The 13,711-nt window shown below is 41.0% G+C and carries 13 protein-coding genes and 2 pseudogenes; 3 read left to right on the top strand and 12 right to left on the bottom strand.

The features are described 5' to 3' along the window. From rpoD to pabB, 9 genes and pseudogenes are all read right to left on the bottom strand, one after another. Positions 1-1,429 (bottom strand): RNA polymerase sigma factor RpoD (gene rpoD / locus REG_RS09890; RefSeq protein WP_039908811.1); only part of this gene is annotated, 1,429 nt, incomplete at its 3' end. 253 nt (positions 1,430-1,682) lie between these two features. Beyond that, a complete protein-coding gene (dnaG, locus tag REG_RS09885) occupies positions 1,683-3,449 on the bottom strand; it encodes a DNA primase (RefSeq protein WP_006705510.1) in 1,767 nt (588 codons plus the stop codon). A 260-nt stretch (positions 3,450-3,709) separates the two neighbouring features. Continuing rightward, a pseudogene (gene rpsU, locus REG_RS09880) lies at positions 3,710-3,924 on the bottom strand (30S ribosomal protein S21). A 78-nt stretch (positions 3,925-4,002) separates the two neighbouring features. Beyond that, positions 4,003-4,384, bottom strand: a pseudogene (folB, locus tag REG_RS09875) (dihydroneopterin aldolase). A 49-nt stretch (positions 4,385-4,433) separates the two neighbouring features. After that, positions 4,434-5,441: a tRNA (adenosine(37)-N6)-threonylcarbamoyltransferase complex transferase subunit TsaD gene (gene tsaD, locus REG_RS09870; protein WP_006705507.1), complete on the bottom strand. Its 1,008-nt coding sequence runs from the start codon at positions 5,439-5,441 to the stop codon at positions 4,434-4,436. Between the two features lie 142 nt (positions 5,442-5,583). After that, positions 5,584-6,489 carry a hypothetical protein gene (locus REG_RS09865; protein ID WP_176603523.1) on the bottom strand — a complete coding sequence of 302 codons (906 nt, stop codon included), beginning with the start codon at positions 6,487-6,489 and terminating at the stop codon, positions 5,584-5,586. Beyond that, on the bottom strand, positions 6,405-6,941 hold the full coding sequence (locus REG_RS09860) for a hypothetical protein (protein WP_006705505.1): 537 nt from the start codon (positions 6,939-6,941) through the stop codon (positions 6,405-6,407). The genes REG_RS09865 and REG_RS09860 overlap by 85 nt, the downstream gene beginning before the upstream one ends. Before the next feature lie 210 nt (positions 6,942-7,151). Continuing rightward, positions 7,152-7,703 (bottom strand): GNAT family N-acetyltransferase, encoded by a 552-nt coding sequence (locus REG_RS10930; protein ID WP_050749388.1) that lies wholly within the window; start codon positions 7,701-7,703, stop codon positions 7,152-7,154. Further along, a complete protein-coding gene (pabB, locus tag REG_RS09850; protein WP_006705503.1) occupies positions 7,696-9,051 on the bottom strand; it encodes an aminodeoxychorismate synthase component 1 in 1,356 nt (451 codons plus the stop codon). Before pabB ends, REG_RS10930 begins: the two co-directional genes overlap by 8 nt. Before the next feature lie 390 nt (positions 9,052-9,441). Between pabB and REG_RS09845 the strand changes: the two genes are divergently transcribed. From REG_RS09845 to REG_RS09835, 3 genes are all read left to right on the top strand, one after another. Further along, complete coding sequence (locus tag REG_RS09845) at positions 9,442-10,461, top strand: hypothetical protein (protein ID WP_039908807.1); 1,020 nt, start codon at positions 9,442-9,444, stop codon at positions 10,459-10,461. A gap of 158 nt (positions 10,462-10,619) precedes the next feature. Further along, entirely contained in the window at positions 10,620-10,925 is a 306-nt protein-coding gene (locus tag REG_RS09840; protein WP_006705501.1) for a hypothetical protein, read from the top strand. A gap of 100 nt (positions 10,926-11,025) precedes the next feature. After that, complete coding sequence (locus REG_RS09835) at positions 11,026-11,412, top strand: hypothetical protein (protein WP_141553682.1); 387 nt, start codon at positions 11,026-11,028, stop codon at positions 11,410-11,412. A 449-nt stretch (positions 11,413-11,861) separates the two neighbouring features. Here REG_RS09835 and REG_RS09830 read toward each other — a convergent pair whose 3' ends face one another. The 3 genes from REG_RS09830 to REG_RS09820 form a co-directional block, all read right to left on the bottom strand. Next, complete coding sequence (locus tag REG_RS09830) at positions 11,862-12,095, bottom strand: hypothetical protein (protein WP_141553681.1); 234 nt, start codon at positions 12,093-12,095, stop codon at positions 11,862-11,864. Positions 12,096-12,274: 179 nt separating this feature from the next. Further along, the gene (locus REG_RS09825; RefSeq protein WP_039908798.1) at positions 12,275-12,475 is read right to left on the bottom strand and encodes a hypothetical protein; all 201 of its coding nucleotides are present in this window, start codon (positions 12,473-12,475) and stop codon (positions 12,275-12,277) included. Positions 12,476-12,509: 34 nt separating this feature from the next. Beyond that, on the bottom strand, positions 12,510-13,544 hold the full coding sequence (locus tag REG_RS09820) for a pentapeptide repeat-containing protein (protein ID WP_006705497.1): 1,035 nt from the start codon (positions 13,542-13,544) through the stop codon (positions 12,510-12,512). Positions 13,545-13,711 lie beyond the last annotated feature (167 nt).

Here is a 13,711-nt window from a genome sequence, read left to right as displayed (position 1 = left end):
TTTCTTGCAGCATTTGGCGAGCAACACGATTAAGTTTATTGATCGTTTCAATCATGTGTACTGGAATACGGATGGTTCTTGCTTGATCGGCAATCGAGCGTGTAATTGCTTGCCGGATCCACCAGGTTGCATAGGTTGAAAATTTGTAGCCTCGGCGATATTCAAACTTATCAACCGCTTTCATTAAACCAATATTGCCTTCTTGAATTAAATCAAGAAACTGTAGACCACGGTTAGTATATTTTTTAGCAATTGAGATAACCAAGCGTAAGTTAGCTTCGACCATTTCTTTTTTTGCTCGTCTGGCTTTGGCCTCACCTATCGACATGCGGCGATTAATGTCTTTAATCTGTTCGACAGTTAACCCGGTTTTTTCTTCGATTTGAATTAGTTTTTTCCTGCAGCATCCTACGTCTTCAGCCACTTCCTTCAGTTTTTCAGACCAAGGTTTATTTGCTGATAAAGCTTCCTCAAACCACTTATCATCGGTTTCATGACGGGTAAATAAAGTGAGGAAAATTTTCTTCGGCATTTTGCACTGTTCAACACATAATTTAATGATGATACGTTCTTGCGCACGAATCTGCTTCATCATTAAACGCATATTATTGACTAAATAATCGAATTGCTTCGGTACCAGTCTAAACAGTTTAAATATGTTGGAAAGTGCTAAAATTTCATTTTTGGCGTTAAGACGGTTACGACCGTCTTTTTTGATTGCCTTCTTAGTATTTTCATACTGTTCACGTAATTCACTAAATTTCTCACGAGCCAGTAGGGGATCGATGCTGTTATTATTTTCATCGTCACTGTCTGCAGTGTCGCCATCACTATCTATCAGCTCTTCCGTCGATAATTCAGAGCCTATGTGAGTGGCGCTAGCGCTTAGTGTAATATCTTCTTCGTTTTCTTTAGCGTTAAGATCGACAAAACCAGTGATAAGATCAGAGAGACGTACCTCCTCAGCTTCAACGCGATCATACTGTTCTAATAAATAGGTAATAGCTTCAGGATACTCAGCCACTGAGCATTGCACCTGATTTATGCCTTCCTCGATCCGCTTGGCAATATCAATCTCACCTTCACGCGTTAGTAGTTCAACAGTCCCCATTTCACGCATGTACATACGAACAGGATCGGTTGTTCGCCCAATTTCAGATTCAACACTAGACAATACCTGTGCTGCGGCTTCCACCGCGTCATCATCAGTATCGGTGGTGTTTTCAGCTAGCATCAGATCATCAGCATCAGGTGCTTCTTCTAGTACCTGTATGCCCATGTCATTAATCATCTGGATGATATCTTCGATCTGATCGGAGTCGACGATATCTTCCGGCAGATGGTCATTGACCTCGGAATAGGTCAAATAGCCCTGCTCCTTACCACGGGTGACAAGCAGCTTCAGTTGTGACTGCGGGTTTTGCTCCATAAGACGGTATCCACACTTGCGAGTATTTGGGTTGGTGTTGGTCGACAAACCGGCCAACAATAATATTTAGGGCTTTTTAGGTTGCCGCTGCCCGTTATAGCGGCATCTTGCAGAGGGAGAACCTTCTGCTTTTACGGCAATTAAGCCGTTGTATCTCCTTCGCCTTTGAAGCTGCCGCGTTGTTGGCTGCGGGTGTTCGCCTCATGGTATATCTACGCTCATCGGTCGGTCGCCCTGGCAGCCGAAGGCAACTTCAAGGGCTGTGGGTATATTTTTTCTTGCCACGTGCTTCATTAATCAGACGAACTTCTTGACGTTCTTCCGCACTTAAACCCTGTGCCGTGCGCGCGCGGGCAATTAAGATTTCTAACCGTTCTTCCAGTGCAGAATCAAAAAGGTGATGTAATGCATCTAGAAAGGTGGTTTCAACGATCTCCTTTATTTCTATATCGTTCCAAATTGCTAATTTTTCAAGCTGTTTGCTGTATTTATTATCACGATATTGCTCCAACAATTGGCCAGTATTCAAATCTGGTTGAGCAAGGCAAGTTTCCACCAATTCGATGAATAAGGGTAATCCTGCTAATTTTGCTTGCTTTATTCCCTGTAACGAGGGGACACTGGCTGCCAAATGTGGATGTTGCACGAGTAATGCTATCAAGATACGCATAGTCGTTGGTTTTATCTGTGGACGTCGGTAAGTGTTGCTAGCAGCAACTTGCCTAGGTATTAGCTTATCCAACAAACTATCATCCGGAATACCCAGCTTATGACCTAATTCTTGCCGCAGGTAAAGTCGTAGTGTTTCTCCTGGCACTTGATTAATTAACGGCAGTGCCAAGGTGCTCAGTTTAGCACGTCCGTCAGGACTGCTGAGATCCACTTGCAACATGAGTGTTTCAAATAAAAATTTTGACAGCGGCTGAGCTTGGTCGATAAGTTGTTCAAAGGCTGTTTTTCCTTCTCTACGTATTAGTGTATCGGGATCTTCTCCCTCCGGTAAAAACATAAAACGGAGCTGGCGCCCATCATTGAGATAGGGAAGCGCCGTTATTAAGGTGCGCCAGGCTGCACTTCGCCCTGCTTTATCCCCGTCATAACAGCAAACAACATGGTCAGTGGTGCGAAATAATAATTGGAGATGCTCAGCAGTGGTGGCGGTGCCAAGTGACCCAACCGCATAATCAATGCCGAATTGCGCCAGCGCCACGACATCCATATAACCTTCTACTAATAATAGTCGGCTTGGATTAGGTTGTTTAACTTGTACTTCATACCATCCATAGAGTTGGCGACTTTTCCGAAAGATCTCTGTTTCCGGTGAATTTAAGTATTTTGGTACGCTATCATCAACAGTACGCCCGCCAAACGCGATAATCCGTCCTCGTTTATCACGGATAGGAAACATGATCCGTTCACGAAATCTGTCGTAACAACGTTTTGTATTATTAGTCACCAACATTCCGGCATGGTTCAAGGTAGTACGAGTTTCATTACTGTTACCAAAACGTTTTAATAAATTATCCCAACCTGGCGGGGCAAAACCGATAGCAAAGTGATGAATAATTGCTTTATTCAACCCTCGTTGTTCAAGATAACGATAAGCCTGATGTGCTGGTGGACTGTTGAGTGACTGTTGATAAAATTCACCTATTTGATTCATCAAAGCATAAATATTTTGTCGTTGATGTTTTTCGACTTGGCTAGCTCCGGTTCCTTGTTCGTACGGCACTGTCATTCCATTAATGGTCGCGAGTTCTTCAATACTTTCAACAAATTCCAGTCGATCATAACTAATAAGAAAATCTACCGCGTTACCGTGAGCTCCACAGCCGAAGCAATGATAAAACTGTTTTTCACCATTGACGGTAAAGGAGGGGGTTTTTTCATTATGGAAGGGGCAGCATGCGTGATAATTTTTCCCTTTTTTTTTCAGTTTTACTCGCGTATCGATCAGATCAATGATATCGGTACGAGCTAATAAATCATTGATAAATCCGCGTGGAATTCGTCCAACCATAAGTCATTGTTCGCAAGTCTATAAACAAGAATAAGCCGTACATCCCTTTCGGAAAGCACGGCCCTATTTTAGCTAACAAAATAGCACGCAAGATAAACTAGGCGGTCGGGGCCAGCGCTTGCCCCTATACCCTTCGCCTTTGAAGCCACCGCGTTGTTGGCTGCGAGCCCTCGCCCTCATCAGGTAGTCTGTCTACGCTCATCGGGTCTCACGCTCTGGCCGCCTAGCGGCAACTTCAAAGATAAAAGGGGTATAAAAAATCAATACAGACGGGTGCGGCGAGCGTTTTCACGCGCCAATTTTTTGCATGACGCTTAACAGCAGAAGCCTTAGCGCGTTTGCGTTCAGTTGTCGGTTTTTCATAAAATTCACTACGACGAACCTCTGCTAAAATCCCCGCTTTTTCGCAAGAACGCTTGAAACGACGTAGGGCTACATCAAATGGCTCACCTTCACGTACTTTAATTACTGGCATTTGCCTCGATCCTCAATAAAAATCGACTTGCTGTTGGCCTGGCAACCAACAATTCTAAAAATAGTGCCGAATTTTACTTTATTGTGGAGGGCGTTGTAAAGCACCGTTGCAATTACTACGCTCAATAATAACGCTGACATTGAGCGCTTCGGCTATCGCGCCGGGTTTACTGACTTTAACCCGCACCCAAGGTGTAGCAAATTTTTTTAGTAAAAGTGCTGCTACATTTTCTGCGACTCGTTCGATCAGGGCGCAAGGATTTTTTTTTTATATGCTCGATAATCGCTTTACTGATATCGGCATAATTCAAACAATCTTTCACCTCATCAGTCTTCGCTGCTTTACCCTTTTCACAGCCTATTTCGACATCAAGGAGTAATTTTTGCTGAGTTTTTTGCTCCCAGTCATAAACACCAATAGTGGTGATCACGCTGAGCTGTTCGATAAATATAATATCCATCCGTTATGATTTTCCTGCTTCTTTTTTTATTAAGGAAGGGAAGCTTTGATCAGGTTAACGCTGATAATGGCAATCGTGGCCGAACGGTAACACATAGATCGTTGTTTTTATTGGTTTTTAGCCGTATTAGTCCGGTATAGGCGATCATCGCGCCATTATCTGTGCAAAACTCCGGTCTGGCGTAAAAAATTTCGCCGCATTGTTTCTGCATCATTTTCGTTAATTTTAATCTCAGTGGTTGATTAGCACTGACGCCACCGGCAATAACCAAGCGACTAAAGCCCGTCTGAATGAGTGCCCGTTTGCATTTTATTGCGAGGGTATCAACGACGGCGTCTTCAAATGCATAGGCAATATCAGCACGGGTTTGATTATCATCATCGTTATTTTTAATGGTATTTGCGGCAAAGGTTTTTAATCCAGAAAAACTAAAATCAAGACCAGGACGATCAGTCATTGGCCGTGGAAATATAAAACGATTCGCTCTTCCTTTTTGAGCCAGCTGCGATAACATCAAGCCGCCGGGATAATCTAACCCCAATAATTTAGCTGTTTTATCGAAAGCTTCTCCCGCCGCATCATCCACCGATTCACCCAATAGCTGGTATTTTCCAATCGCCGTTACTTTGACGAGCTGTGTGTGCCCACCTGAAACGAGCAGGGCAACAAAAGGCAAGGGTGGCGGTGTTTTTTCCAACATCGGCGCTAATAAATGCGCTTCCATATGGTGTACGGGGATTGCCGGCACCTGCCAAGCAAAAGCCAGCGCCTGGCCAATAGTGGCACCGACTAACAGTGCGCCTACTAATCCAGGACCTGCCGTATAGGCGACGGCGTCAATATCCTTAGCAGTTAAATGGGCTTCTTTTAGCGCCGCTTGAATCAGTGGCACTGTTTTTCTCACGTGGTCACGTGAAGCTAACTCAGGCACTACGCCGCCGTAATCCGCATGTAACTTGACCTGACTATATAATTGGTTTGCTAACAAACCCACTTTATCATCGTAGATGGCGATGCCGGTTTCGTCACAGGAGGTTTCTATACCTAATACACGCATTATTTTTTCCTTAGAGCCTATTCGAAATCTTTTGTGCTCGCATTTATCAGCGGTTAGCCGATAATTTATCACAAGCCGATTTGATAGGTACACACAGGTTCAAACAGTATTGCAGTGTGTCCGCGTGGCATTCATCCCTGGCTTACCTACCTAAGCCGGCGATCCTCAATGCGCTTTTAAAGTAGCCGCCTAACGTGCCTGCCTTTTCCCATTTTTCTTTTAAACGTAATGTATCTATCGCCATAAAGGTTGCATCGTTTAATCCATCGCTGACCAAATAGTCAACATGGGCTGTGAGTTTGCCGGCTGTATTTTTATCCATTGCGGTATAGATCGCGGAGGAACAGCTGCTTATTGTTGAGAAGACAGCCATGCTACAGAAACCGGTAGCACCTAAGGTAAGAAAGAGGGTAGTGTTGTTACTTAACGCAAAATTAATAGCTTGACTGATTTCTGTTTTTTGAAAGCGTTGTAAACCGACTTTTTCTAAAAAATAATCGGTTATTTGTGGACAAACAGTGACGACGGTAGCGGCAATTGCATTTGAAGGCGTGAAATCGGCAGCACAGAATCGAAGTGCCCCGATTTTTTCTCCAACTACAGCACCGTGGGCGGCATATCTTCCCACTTTGCTACTTCCTTCGGGCTGTCCAAGAAATAATGCTCCGGCTGTCGCACCGAATCCAGCAGCAATTTTCGCAATGATAGCATTCAGATAATCCAGAGAATTTATTGTGCCTACGGCAACACCGGCTGCACTAGCAACATGCATGGCCTCGACGGTTCTATTTGTTAATGCACCTGCAATGCCCCAACAAAAGCCATACTGGGCTATTATTTTAACGTCTTCTGTGTTTCCGCCACTAAAAGCGCATGACCCTCCTGCCAGTTTTGTGGCTATTACTCCTTGTACTGCTGTTGATCGTCCCTGTGCATAACTTGTCGCTAGGTTTGTTACTCTGTCTAGTATTTCATCTTGCTTTTGAGAAGTTTCACTAGTAGAGGAGATGGAAGGCAGTGAATTAAGAGAAAACCTAAGGCAACACATCCTGTACCAACGGCTGCCACAGTAATAGGAGGGAAGGCTAGGATTAGCAGGCTCGCTGAGGCGACAGAGCCGATGAGAGAGCCTATTTTTACCCCATAAAAGCCAAATTTAACTGCTTTGAGCAATCTTTGCCCAATATTAAGCTTTGGTTGACGAAAATCGCCTGTATGGTGATTTGCGGCTACGGTTGCATGCGTCGCGACTAAAGGGCTGGCAACGGTTGGCGATGTGTCATCTTCAATAATATGAGGCTGGTGATAACCGATATTATGATTGATAGCATTTATATTAGTATTAGGTCGCTCTGCAACATCATCACTACGTCGAGTACAGTTAGCAACGGTGGTTATACTGCCACTGATGCTGATACGACGTTGATTTTGTGCTTCTTGCCTAGCACTTCTGCTTGGTGAGAGAGGTGGAGTTGAGATTACCCCGGTTAAATTGGTCATGATGTACTCCTCGTGTATTTAATAGCTACACTTATTTGTTCTTATAATAAAGTTATAGAGATTAAATAATGAATAGCCGAGAGTAGCGATTACTAGGGAGATCTGATTTTTTTATATTTGATCAACGAATATATAAAGGATTATTCATTTTTTTTATCAATTGAGCGTAGCTCAAAGAAGATCCCGAATAGGCTTTAAGGTAAAAATTCGTTATAGAATAGGTTTTCTCATTGTCATGGTTAATGCCGAAATTTCTATTGGCGAAAATCCTAATTTTTTGTACAGATTTATCGCCACTTTATTATGGATAAAAACGGATAATTCCACGTGTAAAATTGACGGATGGGTAATTTTAGCCATGAGATCGTTGATGATTCGTGTTGCTATTCCTTTTCTGCGTTGATTGGTGACGACATCAATATCGTAAATAAAGAGAACATGGCAAGATTCTCTGGGTTCGATAGCGTACCAAACGATGCCAAGTCTCTCTTGCGATTTTGCATCAACAATCACATTGAGGTTGTGTCCTGTGGTGTTAATACCATAGGGTAGTAACGAAGTGAAATCGTCAGTGGCTTCACGTAATATATCTGCCGGTTTTTTCGCAGATCCTTGTAATAAGCTGTTCGCGTAGTTTTTTATTGAGTCGTGGGCATAGGATTTAAATTCTTCTGCATTCATTTTATTAAAGATGAGTGAGATTTCTTTCAAACTGATAGCCTCCGGTAAATGAATTTGTCTCGCTAACTCAATTTCATTCAAGCTGCGGTAATATGCGCGCCACTTTGTCGAGGGTTTCTTGGTATTCTGCTTGTTCTTGACTATCCAGGGTGATTGCGCCGCCGACGGAGCAATAAATTTTGCCACGTTCGGTTAACAGCGTGCGAATGGCGATATTGGTGTCCATGGTGCCGCAGCAACTAATATAACCAATGTTGCCACAATAGAGATTACGGCGATGTGGCTCGAGTTGTTCAATAATTTCCATCGCGCGGATTTTAGGCGCTCCGGTAATAGAGCCGCCAGGGAAACAGGCACGCAGTAAATCGGTGGCGCTGTATTCTGGCCGTAAGGTGGCGGTGATAGTGCTGACTAAATGGTGAACCGCTGGAAAGGGTTCGACAACAAATAATTCCGGCACGCGAACGCTGCCCGGTTGCGCCACACGCCCGATATCATTACGTAACAAATCAACAATCATGAGATTTTCCGCCTGATCTTTGAGCGAAGCGGCTAGGCGTAGAGCTTGTTGTTTATCTTCTTCTTTATTGGCTAAGCGGGGCAGGGTGCCTTTTATTGGCCGGGTTTGGATCTGTTTTCCTTCTAGCCATAAAAAGCGTTCTGGTGACAGGCTGATTACGCTGTTATGTGGCAGACGGATAAAGGCTGAAAAAGGTGCTTTATTACTTTGGCTTAGGCGTAAAAAAGCTAACCATTCATCTCCTTGATAATCGGCACTGAAACGTTGTGCCAGATTGACTTGATAACAGTCACCACTCTGTAGGTATTCCTGTATTTGTTGAAATTTTTCGCCGTATTGCTGGCGTGATAGGTTTGCGATCCATGGCGATGTTAAACGTAAAGGGTTGTGGCAGGTTGATTTTTGTTGCTGCAGCCAGGTGAAGCGTTGTTCAGCCTCGCCATGGCACACGAGTGTCACACGTTGCTGATGATGATCACAAATCAACGCCCAGTCATACAGGCCGATAGCCATATCCGGTAGATCGATGTCCCGCTGTGCCAGTACTGGCAAACGCTCAATCCGACGCCCCAGATCATAGCCAAATAACCCCAAGGCACCCCCGAGAAACGGCAGGTTGGCTTGCGGCTCACTGTTTAAATTTAATTGATTGAGTTGCTGTTGTAATAACAAAAAGGGATCGGCAGTACTGCATTGAATCGCGGCCTTTTCCTGGGTGTTGTCGATAATTTCACTGTGCTGCCCATGGGTGGTTATCGTCACGCGCGGATCGGCGACTAAAATATCAAAACGGCTATGAGGATGTTCAGCAAAACCGGAGTGCAATAACATTGCCCAAGGGCGATCCGCTAGCGCCGCGAAATAGTGCAGTAAGAGGTCAGGTTGATAGTTTAATGGTTTAAAGTGCATCACATTTATATAGTGGATTGTTATTAAAGATAATTTATTTAATAGAACATACTTGTTGATTCTATACAAGGAAAAATACTATCCCCTTCGCCTTTAAAGCCGCGGTATTGTTGGCTGTGGCAACTTCAAAGACGAAGGGTATATGACTGGGTTTATGCGATTTTGGTGAGAGTAATAGATTTCGACCACATCTTTTGAAAAAACGCACAAGGTGGCTAGGCATCAAATAATTTCAATTGACATATATTAAATTTATGTAAGAATAAGTTTAAAAGGAAGTTAATTATTTTCTATGTAACAAAGAGATGAAAATTTATAAGATTGTAAATGCACAATAAGACAGTCTAAATGAATTTTTTGTTAATGATTTTTTTATCGAGGGGAATATTTATGACTACTTATACTGTCAATGCTATTTATCCCAGCCAACCTACTGCTGTTTTTTACGATTCTGTTGCATCTAGTGATTATCCTGAACACAACGATGTTTTATTTAAAAATAATGCCTTCAACAAGCTAAGTGCTGAACGTCTTGGTAAATTAATGGAAGCTGACCGAGAAAAAGCTATCTGTATGGGCTTGTGGGATAGATTTAAGGACTTATTTCGTTACAAAAAAAAGCAAGAGGTATTGAAGCAACTCTATAGTTTAATTCATTTGGACAATGACCAAGCCTCAAGCTCAACCAGTGAGATGGGTACAGCAACGTCGTTAAAAATAAAAGTCGCGGTTAAGGCTTTTATGGCGCTTAAACAGCTAGCGCATGAAGCCGACTACGTTCAGAATCTGTTCAAAATAGAAAAAAGTAGTGATGATTCAGAAGATATAAATTTCGTGATTGGCACCAAGATAATATACCAACACACGGCTACAACTCTATTATCAACAGGCTTGATGGACAAAAATCCCGACATAGTAAAGTTGACAGCTTATCTTGATGAGTTTGTAACAAAAACAAATGCTTTATGGCATAAGGCCTGTGATGGTGATGGAAAAAAAGTGTGCGATCAGCAGGCACGGCGTGATTTTAATCGTGATGTATTGAATGAGCAGTTGTGTAAAGAATTAAGAGATTGCTCTTTTCAAGAAAAAGATAGGATGCTCGAAAATTTGAGAGGTCGGTTTGGACGACGTTTTAGAGGTGTGCTTGATCTTACTGGAATTAGAGTCAGCCAAAATGTAGAAGATAATCTTGTTAAGGTCTCTGCTGCCAATAAATACAAAATTGTTGTAGAAGATATTATGGATATATTGTACGAGAAATCAAAATTAAATGAGGTTTATATTAACAATGTGACTGGGCTAACAGGTGATGAGCTTAGAGCGTTAAAACATTCAGCGGGTATCACTCGCACCATGCTTTCAGAGACAATACCCTATCTAGATATATGCAGAGATAATTTCTTTTAGCGTTATTACCGTGGTGGAAATTTAATTTTTATTTTTCGTATGAGGTATATTATGAATATGACTCTTTCGCTAGGGGCTGGTTATTTTCCTGTAACCACTATCAGCAATGATCGTGTAAGGAAAATATTAAATGATAAACGTCGTCCTCATATGACGTTATGGGAAAAAATAAAAGAATTCTTTTTTCCAACGGACAAGAAGAGGCGCTACAGTGCTTGCATCAATTGTGCCATCCTTCAAACAATACCACACTGGATGAAGTGGAAAATATTTTATTCAGATTAAAAGAATTAGCGGCGCCGAAATACAAGGAAATGTTTCATTATAACGCCGATTCAAACGATAACTTTTTCCAAATAAAAGACAATAATGGTAACCGCGTATTTTCTATTAGTAAAAATGATAAAAATTTTTCCTATACCATTTTAGATAAGAAATTTTCCTTTAACGCGATCCGACGATGAAATTCAACAGCCCTGATAATGGTGACTTCCGTAGTCATCCTGTTTGGTCGGACGGTCTGTCTATTGTTTTTTCACTAAATCTCCAATAAATATTAACGATATGAAGTTATCTGTTGCATATAAGGGAAATAGTTTGCCATTGGATGTTAGTAAAATTTATAAAGATATTATTAAAATAATCAACGAGGCGAATACTGTCGAATTTTATAATCAATTGCTAAAGCAAGAGCGAAATACTTATATATGTGCAATCATTAATCGGCAGATAGATAACGCCGTTAACCAGCAGTTAAATAAATCAATTGATCTACAGAGAGAGGCAACGTTATATAAATTTAGCCCAAAAGAGCGACTTTATTTATTTGAAAAAACGATGAATTATTTAAATATCAATAAGAGTGATATAACTATTGATACTGCTTGTGCTCAGAGTTCAATAAACCACTTCTTAAATAGAGAAAACGACCGGAATAAAAAAATAAAATAAACACAAGGATCGCTTGTGCCCTATCCGATCTGATATATGAAAGCATTTACAATAAAAATATCAGTTCGGTTAGGAAAACAGCTTATCATGTGGCTAGTTCGTATATATTAATGAAAGCAAGAAGCAGTCTAGTGGCTGCAATAATTCAATTTAACTACTTCCGGATAGTTTTCCCGTACAAAAGTAAGATAAGACGTAGGGGATACATTTCTGGGATTCGATTGATTGCCGCCTTGCCGTAACTCGAAATTCATTGAGCATATGTGAGGTTTTGTTGCAACGCTCATCATTTTGTCAAATGTGAGATTAAATTGCGCTGCAACAACATATTAAATTGTCGTTCGTTTAAGCTTATCCGACAATCTCTATCAATTCATTTGTTTTATCGATTAGGTAAGAATCAGGGATTTTATCTCTGAATTTAAATAGGTTATTATCTTCTTTTCTGTTTAACGGGATAAAAACCGCCTCTGCAGATATCCCCAGGTTCTTTCAAAGCTGTCTATCATGATTTTCACTTGTTCATCTGCTTTATTTATAACTATCCCCATGGTGTTTTCAGGATAGCTTTCTTTTCTTTCAGGATGACGTTCTTGTAGATAATACGCTATATCTCTTTTTAGTGATTCATAATGAGAAGTTATTATTTTTTCTATTCTCCCCATAGTACCCATCCTGTTCATTCTATAAGAATCCAGACGAGAAATTAATTGTGGATCATATTTTCTTGGAAGTGATAGCATTAAAAGGGCAGATTTTGGATAGGGCAAAAGGTTAGCAATCGCTTGTAGAATAAATACATTTCCTGCTTCTACGTAGTCCGGTATGTAGCCGGTCTTTCCGTATGCATTTAAAAGAGTATTTAAATATCCCGCCGCCCTTTTTTTTGCATACTTAAAGGAATACTTTTGTTTTCCAACAATGCTAAAAAAACCTGAAAATATTTTTTATAATTTTTTATAAAGTTCTCGCTTTGCATCCCCTGCAATATAGCAGTAGGTTTATTATTTTCATAAGATCCATCATCGAAAGTAGATACTATAGGTTGTCCGTGCTTATTCATGAATTGGACACTTCGAGAATGTCGTAATCCTCTATCAAGCTATACAGAGCAGTCTCTTTAATATATTTCCTTCACCATGGTGTATCAGGGAATTCAATATCATTTTAGTGAAATCTTTTGAATTCACCTCCTGCAGCAGCTCCAGGATTTTTTCGATATCTTCTAGCTTAGGATCAGCTGGTTTTTGACAGCTGGCATCTTTCCAGACACAAGAAGCCAGCCTCTGCGGTTCCATATCCAGAAAATTATCGAAGCTAGGTAGTTTTGTATTGCTAAAATCAGTGTTGCCCAGCAGTGCGCCTTCAAAAGATGCGCTACTACTCAGATCCATATTTTGGCAAGATATGCCTTCCAAATTAGCACCATTAAGATTAGCGTAGAGCAGTATATTTTCTTTTGATTCATGAGATAAGCTATTAAAATCGAGGATTCTGTCACTCTGATACGGAAGGGCTATAGCAGACTGTAATTGATGATATTTTAGTATGATGTCAGACGCTTCATCAGCTTCGTATTTACAATTATTATTAAGCTTTCCATCCCACTTCCATATTTCGTTTGGTAGGAATGCTGCCACAGTACTGCTTTTAAATCTGTTCTCATCTAAAAAAAGCGATTGACCATTTAATTGACATAAAGGTTGGTCAACTTGAGTGTTAAAGATAGTATTTAGGTCTGTAAGCTTACGTATCCCGTAATAGGATAAGCTGCTATATCCAGAGTTTATTTTTTTAATCAAGCGAGCAAATGAAGCCTGTTTCACGCTTTGCATGAAATCGTTTGCTTCAATTGATTCCATGTTTGCTAACTTTTGCTTAATCCGGTTAATATTTTCTGGTGTAGTATCAATAAGTGCTTCGAAAGAAGCCCCTTGCCAGATACAGCCTCGAATATCCTGCGGAAAATGATCGATACTGGGTAAGCGTGAAGCAGTAAAATCTACCTTGGATAAGCTCGTCTGATTAAAATTAACCCCTTCCAAATTCAAACCGTTGAGATCTGTCCGTTCAAAATGCACGCCTTTAAGGTTAGCAAAGTGCAATGCAAATTCTTTCTCTTCCTGATTCAATTGACTAAATTCTTTGTAATCTCTTGTTGGTACACTTCGAATAGGAGTCTGATGTTTTTTTTATGAAATTCTATAATCTGCTCAGCCAATAACTTAGCGGATTCTTCAGAAAAATAATAAGCCATCGGCCTATATAAGATTTCACTGTTCACTGGATCATAAACACG

Source organism: Candidatus Regiella insecticola LSR1 (genome assembly GCF_000143625.1).
In the GTDB taxonomy this organism is placed as follows: domain Bacteria; phylum Pseudomonadota; class Gammaproteobacteria; order Enterobacterales; family Enterobacteriaceae; genus Regiella; species Regiella insecticola.
This window is presented reverse-complemented; position numbering and strand designations above follow the sequence as displayed.

What these genes read in the sequence shown, in the direction of transcription:
- dnaG (WP_006705510.1), bottom strand. Translation starts at nt 3,449, where the DNA reads ATGGTTGGACGAATTCCACGCGGATTTATCAATGATTTATTAGCTCGT.
- tsaD (WP_006705507.1), bottom strand. Translation starts at nt 5,441, where the DNA reads ATGCGTGTATTAGGTATAGAAACCTCCTGTGACGAAACCGGCATCGCC.
- REG_RS09865 (WP_176603523.1), bottom strand. Translation starts at nt 6,489, where the DNA reads ATGTGTTGCCTTAGGTTTTCTCTTAATTCACTGCCTTCCATCTCCTCT.
- REG_RS09860 (WP_006705505.1), bottom strand. Translation starts at nt 6,941, where the DNA reads ATGACCAATTTAACCGGGGTAATCTCAACTCCACCTCTCTCACCAAGC.
- pabB (WP_006705503.1), bottom strand. Translation starts at nt 9,051, where the DNA reads ATGCACTTTAAACCATTAAACTATCAACCTGACCTCTTACTGCACTAT.
- REG_RS09845 (WP_039908807.1), top strand. Translation starts at nt 9,442, where the DNA reads ATGACTACTTATACTGTCAATGCTATTTATCCCAGCCAACCTACTGCT.
- REG_RS09840 (WP_006705501.1), top strand. Translation starts at nt 10,620, where the DNA reads ATGGGAAAAAATAAAAGAATTCTTTTTTCCAACGGACAAGAAGAGGCG.
- REG_RS09835 (WP_141553682.1), top strand. Translation starts at nt 11,026, where the DNA reads ATGAAGTTATCTGTTGCATATAAGGGAAATAGTTTGCCATTGGATGTT.
- REG_RS09830 (WP_141553681.1), bottom strand. Translation starts at nt 12,095, where the DNA reads ATGAACAGGATGGGTACTATGGGGAGAATAGAAAAAATAATAACTTCT.
- REG_RS09825 (WP_039908798.1), bottom strand. Translation starts at nt 12,475, where the DNA reads ATGAATAAGCACGGACAACCTATAGTATCTACTTTCGATGATGGATCT.